The sequence below is a fragment of the Indolivaga alginatilytica genome (genome assembly GCF_003201355.1).
Taxonomy (GTDB): Bacteria; Bacteroidota; Bacteroidia; order Bacteroidales; family Dysgonomonadaceae; genus Dysgonomonas_A; species Dysgonomonas_A alginatilytica.
The window spans coordinates 491,559-509,570 of the sequence record NZ_QICL01000001.1; the positions used below are offsets into that span (position 1 = coordinate 491,559).

The 18,012-nt window shown below is 37.8% G+C and carries 23 protein-coding genes; 11 read left to right on the forward strand and 12 right to left on the reverse strand.

The window, feature by feature from the left end; all coding sequences use genetic code 11:
* Nucleotides 1-12: 12 nt before the first annotated feature.
* Nucleotides 13-729, reverse strand: coding sequence for a histidine phosphatase family protein (locus CLV62_RS02115; RefSeq protein ID WP_110309122.1), 717 nt, complete (start codon nucleotides 727-729; stop codon nucleotides 13-15).
* A 258-nt stretch (nucleotides 730-987) separates the two neighbouring features.
* On the opposite strand from CLV62_RS02115, the gene gloA2 reads away from it, so the two are divergent.
* A complete protein-coding gene (gene gloA2 / locus CLV62_RS02120; RefSeq protein WP_110309123.1) occupies nucleotides 988-1,374 on the forward strand; it encodes an SMU1112c/YaeR family gloxylase I-like metalloprotein in 387 nt (128 codons plus the stop codon).
* Nucleotides 1,375-1,377: 3 nt separating this feature from the next.
* On the opposite strand, the gene CLV62_RS02125 is transcribed toward gloA2, so the two are convergent.
* The 5 genes from CLV62_RS02125 to CLV62_RS02150 form a co-directional block, all read right to left on the reverse strand.
* Complete coding sequence (locus CLV62_RS02125; protein WP_146212678.1) at nucleotides 1,378-2,112, reverse strand: hypothetical protein; 735 nt, start codon at nucleotides 2,110-2,112, stop codon at nucleotides 1,378-1,380.
* Nucleotides 2,109-2,897, reverse strand: coding sequence for a hypothetical protein (locus tag CLV62_RS02130; protein WP_110309125.1), 789 nt, complete (start codon nucleotides 2,895-2,897; stop codon nucleotides 2,109-2,111). The genes CLV62_RS02125 and CLV62_RS02130 overlap by 4 nt, the downstream gene beginning before the upstream one ends.
* A 90-nt stretch (nucleotides 2,898-2,987) precedes the next feature.
* Nucleotides 2,988-3,755, reverse strand: a complete 768-nt coding sequence (locus tag CLV62_RS02135; RefSeq protein WP_221409207.1) for a hypothetical protein — start codon at nucleotides 3,753-3,755, stop codon at nucleotides 2,988-2,990.
* A gap of 606 nt (nucleotides 3,756-4,361) precedes the next feature.
* Nucleotides 4,362-5,012, reverse strand: a complete 651-nt coding sequence (locus tag CLV62_RS02145; RefSeq protein ID WP_110309128.1) for an NAD(P)-dependent oxidoreductase — start codon at nucleotides 5,010-5,012, stop codon at nucleotides 4,362-4,364.
* 384 nt (nucleotides 5,013-5,396) lie between these two features.
* Complete coding sequence (locus CLV62_RS02150) at nucleotides 5,397-5,810, reverse strand: DUF5856 family protein (protein ID WP_110309129.1); 414 nt, start codon at nucleotides 5,808-5,810, stop codon at nucleotides 5,397-5,399.
* Between the two features lie 452 nt (nucleotides 5,811-6,262).
* Between CLV62_RS02150 and CLV62_RS02155 the strand changes: the two genes are divergently transcribed.
* The 3 genes from CLV62_RS02155 to CLV62_RS02165 all read left to right on the forward strand — a co-directional run bounded on the left by CLV62_RS02155 (nucleotide 6,263) and on the right by CLV62_RS02165 (nucleotide 7,567).
* Nucleotides 6,263-6,799: a DUF4251 domain-containing protein gene (locus CLV62_RS02155; protein ID WP_110309130.1), complete on the forward strand. Its 537-nt coding sequence runs from the start codon at nucleotides 6,263-6,265 to the stop codon at nucleotides 6,797-6,799.
* Between the two features lie 87 nt (nucleotides 6,800-6,886).
* The gene (locus CLV62_RS02160) at nucleotides 6,887-7,315 is read left to right on the forward strand and encodes a GNAT family N-acetyltransferase (RefSeq protein WP_110309131.1); all 429 of its coding nucleotides are present in this window, start codon (nucleotides 6,887-6,889) and stop codon (nucleotides 7,313-7,315) included.
* A 21-nt stretch (nucleotides 7,316-7,336) separates the two neighbouring features.
* Nucleotides 7,337-7,567 (forward strand): hypothetical protein, encoded by a 231-nt coding sequence (locus CLV62_RS02165; protein WP_110309132.1) that lies wholly within the window; start codon nucleotides 7,337-7,339, stop codon nucleotides 7,565-7,567.
* A 2-nt stretch (nucleotides 7,568-7,569) separates the two neighbouring features.
* Here the strand turns inward: CLV62_RS02165 and CLV62_RS02170 are convergent, their stop codons facing one another.
* Nucleotides 7,570-8,439, reverse strand: coding sequence for a patatin-like phospholipase family protein (locus tag CLV62_RS02170; protein WP_110309133.1), 870 nt, complete (start codon nucleotides 8,437-8,439; stop codon nucleotides 7,570-7,572).
* Nucleotides 8,440-8,688: 249 nt separating this feature from the next.
* Between CLV62_RS02170 and CLV62_RS02175 the strand changes: the two genes are divergently transcribed.
* Together CLV62_RS02175 and CLV62_RS22140 are read left to right on the forward strand one after the other, a co-directional pair.
* On the forward strand, nucleotides 8,689-9,480 hold the full coding sequence (locus tag CLV62_RS02175) for an SDR family oxidoreductase (RefSeq protein ID WP_110309134.1): 792 nt from the start codon (nucleotides 8,689-8,691) through the stop codon (nucleotides 9,478-9,480).
* Between the two features lie 98 nt (nucleotides 9,481-9,578).
* Nucleotides 9,579-9,704 carry a hypothetical protein gene (locus CLV62_RS22140; protein WP_262509954.1) on the forward strand — a complete coding sequence of 42 codons (126 nt, stop codon included), beginning with the start codon at nucleotides 9,579-9,581 and terminating at the stop codon, nucleotides 9,702-9,704.
* A gap of 187 nt (nucleotides 9,705-9,891) precedes the next feature.
* Here CLV62_RS22140 and CLV62_RS02180 read toward each other — a convergent pair whose 3' ends face one another.
* Genes CLV62_RS02180 through CLV62_RS02190 form a run of 3 tightly spaced genes read right to left on the reverse strand, consistent with a single transcriptional unit; the run spans nucleotide 9,892 to nucleotide 11,535 of the window.
* Nucleotides 9,892-10,641 (reverse strand): CPBP family intramembrane glutamic endopeptidase, encoded by a 750-nt coding sequence (locus tag CLV62_RS02180; RefSeq protein ID WP_110309135.1) that lies wholly within the window; start codon nucleotides 10,639-10,641, stop codon nucleotides 9,892-9,894.
* Nucleotides 10,642-10,643: 2 nt separating this feature from the next.
* A complete protein-coding gene (locus CLV62_RS02185) occupies nucleotides 10,644-11,279 on the reverse strand; it encodes a YIP1 family protein (protein ID WP_110309136.1) in 636 nt (211 codons plus the stop codon).
* Nucleotides 11,269-11,535, reverse strand: a complete 267-nt coding sequence (locus tag CLV62_RS02190; protein WP_110309137.1) for a DUF2089 family protein — start codon at nucleotides 11,533-11,535, stop codon at nucleotides 11,269-11,271. Before CLV62_RS02190 ends, CLV62_RS02185 begins: the two co-directional genes overlap by 11 nt.
* Before the next feature lie 334 nt (nucleotides 11,536-11,869).
* Here CLV62_RS02190 and CLV62_RS02195 point away from each other — a divergent pair, with 334 nt between their 5' ends.
* The 5 genes from CLV62_RS02195 to CLV62_RS02215 all read left to right on the forward strand — a co-directional run bounded on the left by CLV62_RS02195 (nucleotide 11,870) and on the right by CLV62_RS02215 (nucleotide 15,674).
* Nucleotides 11,870-12,490, forward strand: a complete 621-nt coding sequence (locus CLV62_RS02195; protein WP_170119996.1) for a DUF4230 domain-containing protein — start codon at nucleotides 11,870-11,872, stop codon at nucleotides 12,488-12,490.
* Between the two features lie 33 nt (nucleotides 12,491-12,523).
* Nucleotides 12,524-13,096, forward strand: coding sequence for a phosphatase PAP2 family protein (locus CLV62_RS02200; protein ID WP_110309139.1), 573 nt, complete (start codon nucleotides 12,524-12,526; stop codon nucleotides 13,094-13,096).
* On the forward strand, nucleotides 13,096-14,502 hold the full coding sequence (locus CLV62_RS02205) for a WG repeat-containing protein (RefSeq protein ID WP_110309140.1): 1,407 nt from the start codon (nucleotides 13,096-13,098) through the stop codon (nucleotides 14,500-14,502). The genes CLV62_RS02200 and CLV62_RS02205 overlap by 1 nt, the downstream gene beginning before the upstream one ends.
* A 290-nt stretch (nucleotides 14,503-14,792) precedes the next feature.
* Nucleotides 14,793-15,185, forward strand: coding sequence for a hypothetical protein (locus CLV62_RS02210; protein ID WP_110309141.1), 393 nt, complete (start codon nucleotides 14,793-14,795; stop codon nucleotides 15,183-15,185).
* Between the two features lie 186 nt (nucleotides 15,186-15,371).
* Entirely contained in the window at nucleotides 15,372-15,674 is a 303-nt protein-coding gene (locus CLV62_RS02215) for a hypothetical protein (RefSeq protein WP_110309142.1), read from the forward strand.
* A gap of 108 nt (nucleotides 15,675-15,782) precedes the next feature.
* On the opposite strand, the gene CLV62_RS02220 is transcribed toward CLV62_RS02215, so the two are convergent.
* Nucleotides 15,783-16,313 (reverse strand): hypothetical protein, encoded by a 531-nt coding sequence (locus tag CLV62_RS02220; RefSeq protein ID WP_110309143.1) that lies wholly within the window; start codon nucleotides 16,311-16,313, stop codon nucleotides 15,783-15,785.
* A 246-nt stretch (nucleotides 16,314-16,559) separates the two neighbouring features.
* On the reverse strand, nucleotides 16,560-17,996 hold the full coding sequence (locus CLV62_RS02225) for an alpha-L-fucosidase (RefSeq protein WP_110309144.1): 1,437 nt from the start codon (nucleotides 17,994-17,996) through the stop codon (nucleotides 16,560-16,562).
* Nucleotides 17,997-18,012 lie beyond the last annotated feature (16 nt).

The window sequence follows — 18,012 nt, forward strand, 5'->3', positions numbered from 1 at the left end:
TGCGAGTATTTGTTAACTGTTGACTGTTAACTGTTCTCTGCCTGTATGTACATAACTCATATCACCCATCGATTGTACATCGAATTTTCCGTCACGATAAGTAACTTTACATACAGCTGCATTCTCGAGATGCCCTTTCAGTAATTCTTTACCTCCTAAACTCTGCAACATACAAATAATACTCATACCATGAGCTATTACAAGCACATTTTTATCTTTACCATTGGCAGTTTCGTTTGCTGCAACTTCGCGCAAAGCCGACTGTGAACGAGTTTCTACTTGTTCGAAAGTTTCAGCAAGTCCCATATGATCCAGTTTGCTGATTACATCAAGAGCCTCTTTGTTAGATATTTTTCCGTGAAATACATCACGATACATATCTTCCATCTTCACATATTGTAGAAAAAGGGCAACATTACCCCACATCTTCGCATTAAAATCGGACTCGAAACTGCCGAAGCATGCTTCACGAAATCCGTAAACTTCATTTATAGGTAGATCGGTTTGTCCTTGTTGGCTCAACACTACCTCAGCAGTTTGACGCGTACGACGCAAATCGCTCGCATAAACAGCATCGAAACTAATATCGCGCAAGCCTGCACCCAGAAACTGAGCCACCTCTATGCCTTCGGGTGTAAGAGGCGAGTCGCACCATCCTTGTACACGATCGAGCGTATTTAGTAATGTTTTACCATGTCGGGCAATATAGAATGTAATTGTAGAACTCATAGGAATGTATATCTAATAAATTTAATAGTAGCCTCTAGTTTGGATCAAGAGGCTCACGAATTATTCGCAGTGCAAAGGTAACGCTTTTTGTCGGTCGGTAAAAGAACAATATTAATAAACAACCATATCTTAATGTTATACATCTTTCCATTTATCAGGTAAGTATAAATACAACAATCAGTTATAAACTAACTACATGGCATTAAATAGTATCTATAAGTATTATACTTATCTTTATCGCCTAAAGAAGTTAGAAACATGAAATTTTCGCATATACATCACGTAGCCATTATCTGCTCGGACTACTCACAGTCTAAGGACTTTTACACACGTATTCTTGGATTCGAAATCATTCACGAAACGTATCGTGCCGAGCGACAATCGTACAAACTCGATTTGAGGATAGACAACAATTCCCAGATCGAATTATTCTCATTTCCCGATGCACCCAAACGCCCCTCTTACCCCGAAGCTCAAGGTTTGAGGCATCTCGCATTCAGTGTCGACAATATAGAAAAAGCCATTGATCATCTCAATAGCTTTGATATAGAAACCGAACCTATCCGCATAGACGAGATTACGGGTAAACGCTTCACATTCTTCTCCGATCCCGACGGGTTGCCCCTCGAATTGTACGAAGTATAAAGATCAATTTTCCAGTCTCAAAAAAGTCAATGTATAAAAATAGGTAGTCTGACTAGGTATCGGCATGATTAGCGAACTGCCACTCTTATCGGCGTGTGTAAAAGCAAGTCCAACCCACTGACTTGTAGCAGCCTCTAAAAAAACAGCAGTTCCTCCCAACCATCCTGTATATGATATACGGTACAAATCGGCTGATGTAGAAACAGAAATCAATGCCAGCTCACAAAATTCAACGCCTGAAATGTCTCCGTTAAAAAAGACCAGGTATTTTCCTGCGGCAACATACAAGCTATTGGGAACAGAAGCCGATACCATAAAGCCGGCAATATTGTTAGATAGTAACTCGCTGACACCCGTTAGACGGAGATTCTTTACACTCGTAAAATTAAAAGCCGGGTTAGACAACTTCCAGGTAGATACATTGCTGCCTAAAGTCAGCGATTTCCATTCGCCAACACCATTGGCATCCGATATGTAATACTTATTTAATCCCTCAGAACCCGTCTTTATCCTCATCCCTCCCTCTACAATCAACCGTGCATCAGACGTTGTAGAGGTTGAAGTCCCTATAATCAGCTTACCATCGTCGGTTACAGTAAAACCCTTTTTATTGGCTCCCTCTGCAACTCTTAAATCAAAGACTCCTTGCGGCGAACTTGTGTTTATCCCCACTTGGGCTATGGCTGCCATAGACAATAATAGACACAATATAGATACACAGTGTTTCAGTATTCTCATAGTTTTATAAATGTAAGCGTAAATAGAAATGTAGCATTATTATGGGGACCATCTTGATAAATACCTATAAATGGATGGTAGTTCCGAATGGCATAAGTGAGATAAAGATTCTGCCCGACAGATGATTCATAAATGAATGTAGACCCTGCCGCCTTATTCGTAAAGAGAGTATATATGTCGGCGGCGGTACTCAATTGTTCCCAACTGCGTAACCCGATCCGCCCATATGTATTCACAGCTTCCTGCACTCCTAAAACTCCTTTTCGGCTGAGTAGCTGCCCTTCAAGAATGGTGATATACTTTCCGGCAGGAACATATACAAAATTTCCATTCGTGTTCGAAACATTCACAATTCCAACAATATTGGCTTCAATCATAGAGCCTGTACCTTTTATTTGTACAGGTGTGGTCAGCGAAAAGCTCATCCCCCCTGCCGCATTGCTTAATACCCAGACCGACTGCCGGTTAAACTGAGACACTTTCCACGAGGCAAGTCCGGTAGCATCCGAGAACAACACTTTTCCTCTTGCCTGATTACCGTCCAGAAATTGAAGTTTACCTATAATATCTATTTTTGAAGTTGGTAAAGAAGTACCTATGCCAATTCGACCTTGATTATTGATTATCACATCATCAACATATCTGGAGGGAATCGATGTGTTATCACTATCCCCAAGAGGATCAACATGAAATACCGCTTGTGGGTTTTTCATATTGATCCCTACATTTTGAGCAAAAGAGAGTAAAGAACAAAGTAGAAAGATTATAATTAGTTTTATTTTCATTATGAGTGTTTTAAATTAAGGTCTCAGACCTGTTTGTTAGTTAGGCAGATACAGGGGAGGCTAAGTATATCATTAAATACGTTCATTCACTTAAGGTATTCTATGAACAATCAGTCCTGCAACAAATGTTTGTGTATAACCGGGTTTAACGAACCAGGTCGATTGAGCATCGATAGCTTCGAATGTCAGATAAATAATTTTAGTAGTATCCGAATTGATGACTGCCGAAACTCCTGATGCCGACAACGAATACTCTATCGAAATAAGAGGTTTCGTAACACCAACTTCCCTTATATGTAGCTTTCCGTATTCGAGCGTATTAATATCGCAGGCAGGATAAAAAATATACCTCCCGGGCGGAATGCTTATCGAGGAACCTATTACACCGCCTCCCAAATCCAAAGCATCGGATATAGTAAGGTTCGTTATGTCATTCTTCTTTAGAGTGCCCGTACCTTTCAAAAGAGTTTCGGTATCGGCATTAAAAGTGGTAAGATTTCCTGTAATATTCCAGATAGCCACACTGTTCAATTGTGTAGATTGCCAGCTAGCTATGCCATCTGCATCAGAAGTCAGCACTTTGGCATTCATCTGCAAACCGTCTTTTATAGCAATAGCCCCAACAACCTCCAGCTCCGTAGTCGGTGTAAGTGTACCCACCCCCAAGTAGCCTGCCGAGGTAAATACCACGTCATTGGCAATCTGCGCAGCCGTTGGCACAGCAGAATTGTCTGCACCGCCATCAACATGGAATAGTGCCATCGGGTTATCCGTATTAATTCCAATCTGCGAAAACAGGGGGATTGAAACACACCAAAAGGTGACAAACAGAATAAGATTATTCTTTCGCTCTTTCATTTTGTACATCTATAATTTGATATTAGTTAGTTGCAAAATAAACAGCAGCAACATGTAATCACTACACGCTACTGCCTGACATAGTTTTGTCATAGATAAGCCTTTTAAACGTGCCGATTTTGAACGACAACAACAAAACAAATCTGTTACACGACAGGCATTATCGGCAAAACTATAATAATTGTATTTTGGGGAAATAAAACGTAACTTACAGCTTTTTGCTATTGGCTCGTATGGAAAAACAGAAAGACGGAACAGTCCGCCTAAAATAGTTTTGATATGTGTGAGGGTGAATTTACCTAATCTCTCTCTCTCTCTCTCTCTCTCTCTCTCTCTCTCTCTCTCTCTCTCTCTCTCTCTAATATTTCAACGCACATAGCCAAACCTAAATCGTTAAAATTTAGATTATTAATCGCGAATATGTTTGTTAAATTTATTCTCATTTCTAATATAAAGAGCTATTATACAGAGGCAAATATAAGGAATATTTTCGATTAACAAACTTTTCGGCTAAAATTTCAAAATGAAAAAGTGCATACCAACATCACTGTCCGATATACACTTTCAATTATCCATAATAAGTAAAACAATAAAAAATCTGATATCTTAATATCCTATTGTAAAGCGTTCGCGATGGTGCTTTGGAGCCTCCAATTCGTCTAACATGGCTTTAGCATAATCTTCCACCGATATTTTACTGTTGCCTTTTTCATCTACAATCAAATCATTCTTTCCGAGGCGATATTTAGCTGTTCTTTCACCCGGTTCTATTGTACCTGCGGGTGAGAAGAATACCCAGTCTAATTGCTTTTCGGGTAATAAATAATCGGTCAACACCTTAGCCAACGATTCTACTCCCGGTTTAATAGCATCGGGAATAACGCCCGATTGCAATACCGTTTTGCCCGGTGCAAACAACAAACTGCCTGCTCCGCCTACAATTTGCAAACGCGATACTCCGGCATTCTTTACAGCATCTATTATCGATCGGTATCCTTTAAGCGTATCATCATAAATATTAGGATTGCTCCATCCCGGATTGTATGCACTTATAACTGCATCGGCTCCTTTGACAACCTCTGCCAGCTTTTTCGCATCGGTTACATCTGCTTTAATTAGCTGAAGATATTTGTTTTCGACCTTTACTTTTTCGGGATGACGTACAATCGCTTTTACAGCATATCCCCTATCCAAAGCTTCCTTAAGAAGGGCTGATCCGACAAAGCCACTGGCTCCTATCAATACAATATTTTTCATAATCAATACTTTTAAATAATACGAAATATTTAGAGTCTGTTTAAATTATAACTAACCAAAATTATTTTACTTATCAAATCAATAAAAAGGTCTGATACCTTAATAATTTTATACAATGTTTCAATAGAACAACTCATGCCAAGAAATGGATAAAGCCTAACTTACTTTTAAACAAACCTTAACATTACAAAAACACCCTAAAACGAATACCCGATATACAAAAAAGAGTTGACTTCTTCCCTCGAAGAAACCAACTGTACGTAACTTAATAATAAAGCCTATCTATAATACCTCATCAACAGGCATAAAAAAACAATTGACCACCTCCTAAAAGGCAGCCAACTGTTTATAACTAAATAATCGAAACTTATATAGAGTCTTTTCTTATTGTAATCTTTTCAATCTGTAAAGCATTTGTTGAAGCGCTTCATGATAATCATCAATAATTGCTTGTGTAAATGCTTCTGAGAAATATTCGCGAGCTTCTTCAACTACATCATAAAATCCACATGCATGGTTTACAATATCAGTTGGAATTTTAGTTTCCGGAATAACGATATTAACATCGCCGGCCATAGCGTATGTTGTTTCAACTAAACGGTCAGTAGCTTCAGTAAGATCTTCTAATGCCTGATCTAATGCAATGTGTTTAGCATAACTGCCAGCACCTGTTACATGCCAGTGATATAATTTAAGACTATTGTTGAAAGAAACAATTTTACCTAAAAATGCACCTACTTCGGCAACAGAACCTTTAAGTCCTTTTGCTGCTTTTTGTTTTGCTGTTGCATTACTCATAATTCTACTATTTTAATTTGTTTATATTTATTACCTATAAAACGTTCTGAGAGGAGATTTGTTCAGAAAAAAAGCATATCATTTGTTAAATTTTCAATATCATTGATAGTAGAAAATGGCTCAAAGACTATACCTCATTCACTCACAAATATTTATCGACGAACCTTTGAAAACACCTGAATTGGTAATAAAATTATACGATCTGTAAATAATGATTCCTCTCTTCTCCGATGTAAGCAAAGTAATAAAATTCTTTTGAATTATCAAAATAAAACAGATAAAAGAACACCTTGTTTTTAAGTAAATCAACCTATTCAATCCTCTTTTAAACACACGCTTATGTGAATTGAAATATTCATACTCTTTTAGTAAAATATAAAAACTTTTCACTCTCGAATTTGTTTAAAATGAATAATAACACAATATAAAATTACGACCTAAATTATATTATTATGAAAACAATCTTATTTATATTAACCTCTATTACATTGGTTTTGACCGGATGTTCTACAACAAAAGACCCGGTGGCTTCTGCTGTTAATGATGCAGAACAACAAATGCGTTACGATATGGCTATAGAAGCTTTAAATAATCGTGAATTTGTACTCGAAGCCGATCGTATTACATTCAAATACGGACAGAATGCGTTTGTCTCCCCCAACACCAACTTTATCTCCATGAGCGGCGATAAGGCAACTATTCAATTGGCCTTCAACTCACCATATGCGGGACCTAATGGAATGGGAGGTATTACCGTAGACGGATCTGTTACTAATGTAAAAATGAAAACGGATAAGAAAGGAAATGTTACTTACAGCATGAATGTAATGGGTGCGGGCGTATCTGCAATCGTCTTTTTTAATATAACCGCCGGAACAAACCAATGCTCGGCAAGAGTAACTCCCAACTTTAATAGTCAGGTAATAACATTCACAGGTTACATATACAGTAAAGAAGAATCAAACGTATATAAAGGGAGAGCATTGTAAGAGTCTGAATAAATTTATCGAAATATTTTTAACTACTTCATATCGGATTTTTGCTATTTTTGTCTCACCAACGAAAGAAAAGCCTTTATGCCAATCAGAAAAGCCGAACTGAAAGATAGTCAAGCCATCAGAGACATGCTCGACCAATTAGGGTATCCATTGACAAACGAATTCATCAAAGGGAAGCTTATGCTTTTGCTGAATAGTTCCGCTGATGAGATATATGTATATGAAGACAACAATAAAGTTGTTGGATTTCTTACCCTTCATTTTACAGTACAGCTTGCTTTTGAACACAACTTTTGCGAAATCGGATATTTTGTAGTCGACAAGAATGTACGTAGCAAAGGTGTAGGCAAACAGTTAGAAGAAATGGCTTGTAAAGTTGCATTAGATAAAGACTGCGATCGTATAGAAGTATTCAGCTTAGACCACCGTACCGATGCTCATCGCTTTTACGAACGTCAGGGATATAGCCATATTCAGAAAAAATTCGAGAAAATATTAGATAAATAATAATAAACAACACATTCTATCATGGAAAACAACTTAAATGCGATGTACTTGATTTTGATAGTTTATGCTATTGCGTTTGCTCTTATCACTTTTGCAGGGGTGGTTGTAATTGTCATCGGTTTTGGAAAAGAGAAAAAGAATCTCAAACTGGCAGGTATAGTTATAACAGGCATAGGTTTTAAACTGTTAGTTATATTGGGATGCTTTGCTTTGTATATGAAATATATAGCGTCACTAACCAGCAATCTGTAAATTTAAATCTGCCGCCCTAAGAGTGAGCCGGCACACTCATACCCATGATCGTAAAAGTAGCTCAAAACATTGGTATCCTTTTCGATCCTGTTGATAGTCATAGGCTCAATGGGTCGTACTACAATAGCTTTTCCCTCTCTTTCCAATTGTTCTACACGTGCTAATTGGTTATTGTATATTTCATTTCGACGATTAATGGCATGACGCATTTCGGGATATTTCTTATAAAAGAATGACGGTAGTTTCAAACCATCCGTCTTTTTGCGATAACCTGCATTGCGAGTCAATATCACTAACATTTTATCATATCCTTTCACCAAACACCTGTCTACAGGTATAGAATCGCACACACCGCCATCCAACATAGGAGTGCCATCTACATAACATACGGGAGAGAACAGTGGCATACTGCTCGACGCCCTTAGAATTTGCAGAAGCCGGTCATGATCAGAATATTCTTCGAGATACTCGGCCTCCCCCGTCAGGCAACTGCTGACAATCATTTCGAAACAAATTCCTGCAGAAGCATATGCATCGAAATCAAAAGGGAGTATCCGATTCGGAAAATCATCAAACAAGAGATCAAAATCGATGAGATTGCCCTTTCTCAGATAATGTTTAAAACCAATGTATTGAAATTTATCCAACAGTTCAATATTACTATATCGGGCTCTGCCACGCTGACCCGAAACATACGATGCTCCGTTACATGCACCTGCCGACACACCTACCACATAAGGAAAACGAATGTTATTATCCATCATCCAATCGAGCACACCACAGGTAAAAACACCCCTCAATGCACCGCCCTCCAGTACAAGCCCCATGTTGCTTGTATCCAGTTTTACTGATTCTAATTCTTTTGTTTCCATAGAGAGAATAATCACAAAAATACTAAATCCGTAGCGAAGCCGGCTAGCATTAACAGTATAAAATACACAATATGGATTTTATTTCATTTAAAATAACACTATTTGAAGGCATACTAAGTAAGCTTCAAAAAACACAGATACGTATTATTTTATTCTGTATCTTTAGTAATTCGAACATCAGTTTTAAGTAATGCAAAATGTAGCAATAGAAAGGTTATAGACCTTTATGAACTTAATTTTAGACAAATTATGAATATAGATTTGACAAACAAAAAGGCATTGGTTTGCGGAGGCTCCGAAGGTATCGGTTTTGCATCCGCCATACTACTGGCAGAGTCGGGAGCTTCGGTTACGTTATTAGCCCGCAACAAACAATCTTTAGAGCAGGCTTATAATCGGTTAGCCAAGCTAAACGCATCTCAGAAGCATAGTTATGTTGTAGCCGATCTTTCAGATCCGACTGCTTCGGCACATACAATTGCAGAATATATAGAGAAAAACGGCAACTTCGATATCCTCATCAATAATTCGGGAGGCCCCTCACCTGCGCCACTTCTGGATGAAAAGCCCGAAAAGCTATTGGCAACCTTCAATCAGCATATAATAACGGCACAGCTTTTTGCACAAATAATAGTACCTCACATGAAGGCTCGGAAATGGGGACGTATCATAAATATAATATCCACCTCCATCAAAACTCCCATCCCCTCACTGGGAGTATCCAACACCATACGCGGAGCAATGGCATCGTGGAGCAAAACAATGGCAGGAGAACTCGCCCCCGATGGTATCACCGTCAACAACATACTACCCGGAAGTACCGATACGGGACGTATTGCATCCATTATAAGTGCCGATGCCCAAAAAACGGGCAAAAGTGAAGCCGAAGTCAGAGCCATACGCGAAGCACAGATTCCGATGAAACGCATAGGTCGCCCCGAAGAAGTAGCAGCAGGAGTTCTCTTTCTGGCTTCCGTAGAAGCATCCTATATCACAGGTATCAATCTGCCTGTAGACGGGGGAAGCACACCCTGTTTATAATAATTTCAGAAAAAAATCGGAGGAAACAATTCAACACAAAGAATATATATTCCTTTTTTTGTATCTTTACAACAATGATGTTTCAATAATTACAAATTATGGATAAAAAAACAGCTCTATTACTCGTTTCGGTAGCAGTTGCGGCAAGTTCGGCTGCACTGGTAGTATATGCCTTGAAAAAGAAACAAGCAAATAAAAAGAAAATAGCCATTCATTTCATTTAAGTATAGTGAAACATGAAGCTTCAAACGATTAAATCGACGGAGTTTTAACAACACACTTACCTAAACAGGAAAAGGGTACAATACCTGAAGTATTCCCTTTATAAAAATGTATAAAATACAACCCTGTCTCTTTTCAGTTAAGAGACAGGGTTTTTCATTGCCTGAAAGTTATATCGGTTAGAGAAAGTTACAGCATAATATACATTACAACATGAGCCATCAGGTGAGCACACATGGCACATTCAAGCCCCCATTTCATATACATATATCCAAAAACAATTCCGGCCACACTGTTAGCCAATAAGATATAAATATAAAGCCAAATAGTAGGATCGGGAATAAATGTCAGCAAAGCCGGAAAATGACCAAGCCCGAAGAGCAAAGCTGAAACAATATTCGCGACCCAAAACATCCACCCATTCACACCCTTCATCGCTTTGGATAATAACCATACAAGGAGAGACATTAAACCGAACCGCATCATGATTTCTTCAACCAATCCCCCATACAACAGCTTCGTAATCATGCTAAATTCGCCACTCTGAGGCAGGTTCAAATATTCAGAAGGTAGTAAAGGTGTAAAGATAGAGTTGACGACAACAATAAGTAACCCTGCAATAACACCTCCGGTTACTCCCCACACAAAAACAGACCGATAGCTATACACAACATCCTCCCGTATTTTCAACATCCTTTCGAACAGAGGAACTCTTAATCCTACTTTGTCATAAACCAAACTGCCCAAGAAGGCGGCAGCAGTAACTATCATAAATGGGTTGACAAGCAACATGAATTTCAGAATCAGCGGATCAATATCCTTTAATTGTGCAACAGCCTCTTTATCAGGCAATGGTAAATCTGATAATAATAATGATACCACTCCCAACAAACCAATGAGGGAAAGACACAGCCAGAGCTTCAACTTATTTTTATTCATAACTATTCTAAAATTGGGAAACCTGAACCGAAAGAATGCTTCATTATCTGATAAACAACAATAGTTGTAATAGTTTCAGATAACAACAAAGCCACAATAAAACCAAGGATACTTTTAGTCCCCTTTACATTGCAGGAGATTGAAAAAGCTTTATATGCCAACACTATAAACCAAATGGAAGCAACGATAGAAACAAAAAGAAAGAGAAAGAATAATGCCCACTCTACACCGTTTACTTCTCCAAAATTCTTTATAAATAGACCCTGTATAATTTTTGTAGATCCGGTATATACACCCGGAATCAAGGCAATTAACGACATTAAAAGTAATGGCGCATGAGATAAGGTTATTGTACCTGCCACATCTATAAAACGGATAGATGATGTGGTGAGTACACGCCCTGCAATATATAACGCAACAATAAATATAGCCAAAGCAACAGAGGGTAGAAGGAAAGCTAAGTTCAAACTTATCTTAGTCGAAAAGGAAGAATGAACCAAGCCATCAAAAATCATATTGCCACAATAAGCCACCAATATAGAGATTACAAATACAACCAATCCTATAACCAGAGCCTTACTGCCTGCAATACGTACAAAGGGATTAATCAACAACGAAAGGGTTTCTTTATTTTTCATACTGTTTAATTTTTTCAATTACTTCATCCAATAAATTGCGTACAGTCGGATAACTCAGGTTCAAGTCTTTAGCCATGTCTTTCAAGCTTCCGCTATTCTTCATAAACTTCAAAATAAATTCTTGATCTTCGGCGGAAAGGCGAGCCAATAGGGGCAGATCATACAACCCTATAACCTCAGTATCGCAATTCTCACATTTAAGGCTTTTTACTTTTAATTGTGCTTGACAACTCGGACAATGGCATGGCAATTTCATAATCTTTCATTTTTATTCCACAAACATAATAAATGTTTGAATATTATCAACATTAAAATAAATATAATTAAATAATTATTCAATTTTATTAAACAAAACTACAACTTATATATACTGAATAATCATTAATTTTCACTAGAAATAGTTGGGGAGATAAACCTCGATTTGTTTTTTTGTATCTTTGAGCCGATTTAGGTCTAAGATATTTTATAGCTTTGGTATAGTGCAAACCTATATGTTCATCCATAGAGGACAGACACATAGGTCTTCCCTTATAAATTGAAACATGGCAATATAAATATCTCACATAACTTATATGAACAAACGTTTTTTTATGAATAAAAAGCAGATTCCTTTAATACTACTTATTATATTATTAGGTCTTATTGCTCTCATCGTATATCTTCTCAAATCGGAGACGAAAACAGAAGAACGCACCATTGTATCTCATGCAATTGTAGTGCAGCAGATAGAGGAAATGGGCAAACTGGAAGTTGTGAAATACAACATTCAGGATATGATGGAATATGAAAAGGTGAGGAAATGGCTTCCCAACTCCACAGCAACATTAAAAATTGTAGGCGAAGTGATAGGATGCGTGGACCTCACTCTGATAGGCGAAAACGATATCGTAACGAAAGACGACTCGGTAAGCCTTATGTTACCTATGCCCGAAATATGCCATTACAAAATAGACCATTCCCGCTCGCGTATATATAATGTGGAGTACGGTTTGTGGGAGACAGCCGAAGTCATGGAGGACGCTTATAAAAAAGCAGAAGAACAAATCTATCAGCAAGCCCAAAGTATGGGTATCGAAAAAGAAAGCCGCGAGAATACAATAAAGGTACTGACGCCGATACTCAGAGGAATGGGTTTTACCAAAATATACATCGGATTTAAATCGTCCGACAGTCGTTCCAATTCCGAGCAATCGGGAATAAAACTAAACTAAGGTTCCAGACCTCAAATAAGCTTAGTCCGATACATGTTACAAATAACATTCCCCACATGGGACAGAGATTTATTTCTCTACCTCAACAGCAAACATACACCGTGGCTCGATCCCATTATGTATCTGGTCAGCACATACACAGCATGGGCACTCGTATGTATAGCTATCATCGTATTTATGGTATATCGTGACCGTATAGCGGGACAGCGTGCAGCAGTGTTTATGCTTGTGGGAATAGCTATCAACAGCATCACCAATAATGTAATAAAGATACTGATTATGCGTCCACGCCCCTCGCATGAACTAGATCTGCAAGATATCATTCACCAATTGGGCGATCCCGATAATCATTACAGCTTTTTTTCAGCTCATTCATCCAATTCTATATGTCTGGCACTATTTTCGACTCTCTATTTTAGGAATAAATACTACGGAATCGTTATTTTTGCATGGGCGATGACAGTTGCATATAGCCGTATTTATGTAGGCAGGCATTATCCTATCGATATTGTATGCGGAATACTATTCGGACTGCTCAGCGGATGGTTCTCTGATTGGTTGTATCAGAAATACCGCCACAAAAGACTAAAGCGGACTAATACATAATGAAGAAAATCTTAATTCTCTTTTATATACTTATTACAGTTGCTTGCGCAAATGCTCAAAGCAACTATAAATACGGTGTCGTAAATAAAAAAGGAGAAGTTATAGTCCCGATGATATACGATAAGATCGACGTTTTCAAAAATGGTTATGCCAAAGTAACCAAGAAAGAAAAAGTTGGTGTTATAGACGTTTCAGGCAAAGAGGTTATACCCTGCCTGTACGATGAGATCAAAGACTTTGAAGACGGACTGGCAATTGTCGTCAGAGGAAACCGGTTCGGAGTGATAAATACCGCTAATGATACCATTATACCTGTCAAACAAATATCCATTACCAATTATTATAAAGGTACTTTTCTGGTGTACGACAACTACCTCTTTGGTGTTATAGATTCTACAGGAAAAGCAACCGTACCTTTTACTAAATCTATCGGTCTGCCTTATTCGGGAGGCAAAGGTTATATAATAACCACTCGCATGGATAAAAGCGAGCAAAAGATTATCGACAGACACAACAATGAGATATTTTCCTTTCCCGGTCATGGAGTCCGCGATATGAACGACGGCTATCTGGGTATTTGGGAGAAGAAAGCATCCGATCAGGCATCCATATACCTCAATCTAAAATCAACAGCCCCAACATACGTCACCTACAAAATTATAGACATAGAAGGTGATGTAATAAACCCGTCGCTCACAATAGACCGGAATCAATTCTTCAACGGAGGATTTTCCAGAATATCGGAGAATGGTAAAGTAGGAGTTATCGACATACAAGGCCGGCTTAGAGTGCCCTGTTTATATAGCCGGGTTTATGACTTTAAAGACGGATATGCAAAAGTAAAGCAGGATACTGCTTTCTTATACGGATTAAATAAATACGGGATAGTTAACGATAAAGGAAAGACAATCGTACCATGCGTATATGATGGCTTAGGAGAGTTTAAAGAAGATAGAATGGTAGCCTTTTTAAATCAGAAATCCGGTTTTCTGAACAGGCAAGGTCAACAGGTTATTCCTTTTGATTTCGATTTTGCCCAAAACTTCAAAAATGGTTATGCCATTGTTTCCAAAGGCAACAGGTATGGAGTGATCGATAAAAACGGAAAAATAGTAATCCCTATCCTTTATCAACAAATCAGAAGCCTCGACAATACACTTTTCATGGCAAATAAAAACCTTCATTGGGGTATAATAGATACCAAAGGAGACACACACGTTCCCTTTATATATAATTCTATGATGAAATTAGCGGATTCGGACTTTGTCGCTGTGCAAAAAGATAATTACTGGGGAGTAACAGATAAATCGGGTACGCAAATTCTTCCCAATACATACAACGAAATAGTATCATATTCGGATGGCATGTTTGTCGTAAATTTCCATCAATCTAATTTAAATAACTGAAAGTATTTAATGAGATACTTTTACTTGTAGGGGCAGACCTATGTGTCTGTCCTTTGTGTGTGAACACATAGGTTCACCCCTACACCAAAGCAATAAAAAAGGAATGAGACCTTATAACGGAAAATAATACGAAGAAAAAGTCGATTATTTCCTGCTTTCTTACCCTATTTATTCTTATTTTCAGCCCTTTCAGAAAAAATCAAACTTTTTTCTGAACTTTTATATTCGAGTTATGTTTTATAACTAAAGAAAAAGTTATCACATATTTTATAATAAAAGAACTGAATAAGATGAAAAAAATTTATGTATTAGCAATTGCCTTAGCAACAACATTATCGTTTGTTGCTTGTGACGGAGCTAAAAAAGACGGAGAAAAAGCTGGTGCTGATGTTGAAAACTCACTTGAATCAGCAGGAAATACTATCGGAGAAAAAGCTGACAGCTTAAGAGACGCAACAGATGCATCGATTAGCAAAACCGGTGATAAAATAGAAGAAGGCGCTGATAAAGCTAAAGATAAAGCCGGAGATATCATAGATAAAACAAAAGAGGCAGTAAAAGACGGTGCTGACAAAACAAAAGAAGGCGCTAAAGATGCAGCAAATAAAACAAAAGAAGTAGTAAAAGATGCTAAGAAAGACGCCAAGAAGGAAGCATCTAAACTAGAAGATAAATTGAAATAAAGTTCTCAAATACTTTAAGATAGAATAAAAGCCTTCGAGGAATTATCCTTGTAAGGCTTTTATTTTTCCTGTCTTTTGTTAAAATTGTTTGTAAACAATTGCAGCAAATGCGTTGTTTATATAAGAAATGAGTATATTTGAATTTAATAAACCGATTAGTATTAACACGATAAAAGAATAAAAACTATGAGGAATTTCTTATTAGGATTAGTTATAGGAGCAGGGGCTGTGTATGTAGCAGCTAAGCTGATAGACGATGAAAAAAGAAAAGAATTGTACGATGAGTTTGAAAAAGCTACTGACGAAGCTAAAGAAAAAGTTAGACATGGTGTCAGATATGGCAGAGGAAAAGCTCTACGCATGGGTGTACGTGCAAGACAAGAAGTGAGAAGTGGCAAAAAGAAATTGAGCCAGACTGCAGGTAATATTGCAGGTAAACTATCAGAAGAATTAAGTGAGTTTGAAGAAAAAGCAAGAGCTAATTCTTAAAATTCAGAATACTACAGATACAAGAAAAATGCAAGACGGACAATCCGTCTTGCATTTTTTGTAAACACAATCTAATTACTTTAATACACTTACATTATATTTTTAGTGCTAGTTGAGTGACGATGTAGCAGCATTCTCTATTTGCGGCATAGAACCCTGATAAAACAAATAATCGCGTAATGCAGGCAATGATGCCGAATCGCCAACACGCCCTGCTGTGCGAGAGTATTGTGCCTGATCACCAACGATACAGACTCCAAACATAGTATTCTCATTTATAACAAGCTGTCTTTTTGTGGTTTGTCTCTTATTCAGAAACAATATTCTGCGACGCCCTTCACCTTGCATTTCCTGTTTAGTAAAAACAGGTACCTCAGTCATGGCATGAGCCTTATCCGCATGTAAATTAATCTGACTCTTATACTCATAAACCGGATATCTTGTATTTATCTCGATCATAGGATCCGACGAGTGAGTTACCATAAATGATGAATTATCAACATAATACCCTTCAACAGCAATATAAGCATTACCTTTCATCGATGATAAAAGTTCAGTTAATGTTTGCTGTCGTTTTTCCTGACTAAAAGCACTCAATCCAAATAAACAAAATAGTGCTACAAATAATACTTTTTGCATGATTTTCCTTAATTAAAAATTTAAAACGGTTAAATACGATTTAACAATAAATAAGTTAGCTGGTGTGTTTGCTTTTCGCTTAATTTTAATTAATAGAGTAAATATCTTTTTAAATTCCACAAAAAGTTCACGAGAAAGAGAGTTTTTTATAAATTTTAACCTATTAATAGCTATTTATGATATAAAAAAGAGTCTTCATTGAGAAAATGAAGACTCTTTTAACTTATAAACTTATTTTTCTAATCCTTACTTATTTGCCGGAGCAAAAGCAAATGCTAAAGCTGCCTGATCGGCAGGCAGGCCTTTAGGCACGGAAACCTCTATACCCTTAGCTGTTTTTTTCCAGCTCACCGGTTTCCCTGTTTCTAAAAAGATTATTTTTGAACCTTTTACAGGCTCATTAGCATTCCAGACTATTGTTTTAGGCATAGGTTTTCCTTCTTCAAGACAAGCGATAGCATAAATTGTCTTGCCGTCTTTACTTTGAGTAAACCAAGCAGACTCGTCCCGATAATTTGGTGTTATACGTGTATTATATATAGCTTCACCATTTTTAGTAGTCCATGCACCTATTTTCACTAAACGTTGAGCAACCTCATCGGGCAGTGTTCCATCCGGTTTCGGTCCTATACCCAATAATAAGTTTCCACCTTTTGCTACAATTTCCACTAACGTATGCACAATCTTTGCAGGAGTCTTATACTGATCGGTAGGAGTATATCCCCAATCCCAACCTAAAGTAATACAGCTTTCCCATGGATTGTTGAGTTGCATATCGGGAATACCGCGCTCGGGGGTCTGATAATTTTCGAATTCTCCGGGAACCGTACGATCCACAACCAACAAACCGGGTTGATAGCTGCGAGCCATAGCCGCAATCTTAGGCATATCTATATCCTGCGATCCTTTGTATGCACGCCCCTGACGTTCTGCATCCGATGGACGGGCAGGACGAACCCAGCCTCCATCGAGCCAAAGAATATCAATATTACCATAATCACCATTCATCAATTCCTGAATCTGATTGTATGAAAACTCTTTGAACTTATTCCAACGCCATTTATTATTCTCGATATTGTAATTAACATTGCGGGTTGGTGTAGCATATCTGTCCCACCAGTAATACTGACAATGCCAGTCGGGCTTAGAATAATATGCACCGATCATATAGCCTTCGTTACGGAAAGCGTTGAATACTTCTTTTGCGACATTCCTGCGGGGATCGTTCTTGAAAGCACCGTTAGCTATCGAAAAATCAGTTTGTTTAGTATCAAACATATTAAAACCGTCGTGATGTTTAGTAGTGAACACCGCATACTTCATCCCCGCCTGTTTTCCGTATTTTGCCCACGAAGCAGGATCGAGTTTATCTGGCTTAAACTCATTTATAGTATTCCAGTACTTGCGTTTATAAGCATCATAAGTGATGGTACTGTCACGAGGAATCCAATCTTCTTCTTCAGCGCATATCGACCACGATTCTACAACTCCCATCTGGGAATAAAGACCGTAATGTATAAGCATACCAAATTTTTGATCTTGCCATTTATCCAATTTTTCAAGGACTTTTTCGTCAGTAGGAGCCGTATACGTTTCCGATCTGCCATGAGCATAAGTCTGGGCAGATGCCGTTGATACCGTCAATGCCGACAGCAAAAAGAGCGATAGTGCTTTGTTTTTCATGAATTGAGTATATTAT

Bases quoted from the DNA above. Each gene is read 5' to 3' on its own strand.
- CLV62_RS02175 (WP_110309134.1), top strand. From the start codon at position 8,689: ATGAATATAGATTTGACAAACAAAAAGGCATTGGTTTGCGGAGGCTCC.
- CLV62_RS02165 (WP_110309132.1), top strand. From the start codon at position 7,337: ATGGAAAACAACTTAAATGCGATGTACTTGATTTTGATAGTTTATGCT.
- CLV62_RS02180 (WP_110309135.1), bottom strand. From the start codon at position 10,641: ATGAATAAAAATAAGTTGAAGCTCTGGCTGTGTCTTTCCCTCATTGGT.
- CLV62_RS02190 (WP_110309137.1), bottom strand. From the start codon at position 11,535: ATGAAATTGCCATGCCATTGTCCGAGTTGTCAAGCACAATTAAAAGTA.
- CLV62_RS22140 (WP_262509954.1), top strand. From the start codon at position 9,579: ATGGATAAAAAAACAGCTCTATTACTCGTTTCGGTAGCAGTTGCGGCA.
- CLV62_RS02145 (WP_110309128.1), bottom strand. From the start codon at position 5,012: ATGAAAAATATTGTATTGATAGGAGCCAGTGGCTTTGTCGGATCAGCC.
- CLV62_RS02170 (WP_110309133.1), bottom strand. From the start codon at position 8,439: ATGGAAACAAAAGAATTAGAATCAGTAAAACTGGATACAAGCAACATG.
- CLV62_RS02220 (WP_110309143.1), bottom strand. From the start codon at position 16,313: ATGCAAAAAGTATTATTTGTAGCACTATTTTGTTTATTTGGATTGAGT.
- CLV62_RS02195 (WP_170119996.1), top strand. From the start codon at position 11,870: ATGAATAAAAAGCAGATTCCTTTAATACTACTTATTATATTATTAGGT.
- CLV62_RS02130 (WP_110309125.1), bottom strand. From the start codon at position 2,897: ATGAAAATAAAACTAATTATAATCTTTCTACTTTGTTCTTTACTCTCT.
- CLV62_RS02200 (WP_110309139.1), top strand. From the start codon at position 12,524: ATGTTACAAATAACATTCCCCACATGGGACAGAGATTTATTTCTCTAC.
- CLV62_RS02150 (WP_110309129.1), bottom strand. From the start codon at position 5,810: ATGAGTAATGCAACAGCAAAACAAAAAGCAGCAAAAGGACTTAAAGGT.
- CLV62_RS02205 (WP_110309140.1), top strand. From the start codon at position 13,096: ATGAAGAAAATCTTAATTCTCTTTTATATACTTATTACAGTTGCTTGC.
- CLV62_RS02160 (WP_110309131.1), top strand. From the start codon at position 6,887: ATGCCAATCAGAAAAGCCGAACTGAAAGATAGTCAAGCCATCAGAGAC.
- CLV62_RS02225 (WP_110309144.1), bottom strand. From the start codon at position 17,996: ATGAAAAACAAAGCACTATCGCTCTTTTTGCTGTCGGCATTGACGGTA.
- CLV62_RS02155 (WP_110309130.1), top strand. From the start codon at position 6,263: ATGAAAACAATCTTATTTATATTAACCTCTATTACATTGGTTTTGACC.
- CLV62_RS02125 (WP_146212678.1), bottom strand. From the start codon at position 2,112: ATGAGAATACTGAAACACTGTGTATCTATATTGTGTCTATTATTGTCT.
- CLV62_RS02210 (WP_110309141.1), top strand. From the start codon at position 14,793: ATGAAAAAAATTTATGTATTAGCAATTGCCTTAGCAACAACATTATCG.
- gloA2 (WP_110309123.1), top strand. From the start codon at position 988: ATGAAATTTTCGCATATACATCACGTAGCCATTATCTGCTCGGACTAC.
- CLV62_RS02135 (WP_221409207.1), bottom strand. From the start codon at position 3,755: ATGAAAGAGCGAAAGAATAATCTTATTCTGTTTGTCACCTTTTGGTGT.
- CLV62_RS02215 (WP_110309142.1), top strand. From the start codon at position 15,372: ATGAGGAATTTCTTATTAGGATTAGTTATAGGAGCAGGGGCTGTGTAT.
- CLV62_RS02185 (WP_110309136.1), bottom strand. From the start codon at position 11,279: ATGAAAAATAAAGAAACCCTTTCGTTGTTGATTAATCCCTTTGTACGT.
- CLV62_RS02115 (WP_110309122.1), bottom strand. From the start codon at position 729: ATGAGTTCTACAATTACATTCTATATTGCCCGACATGGTAAAACATTA.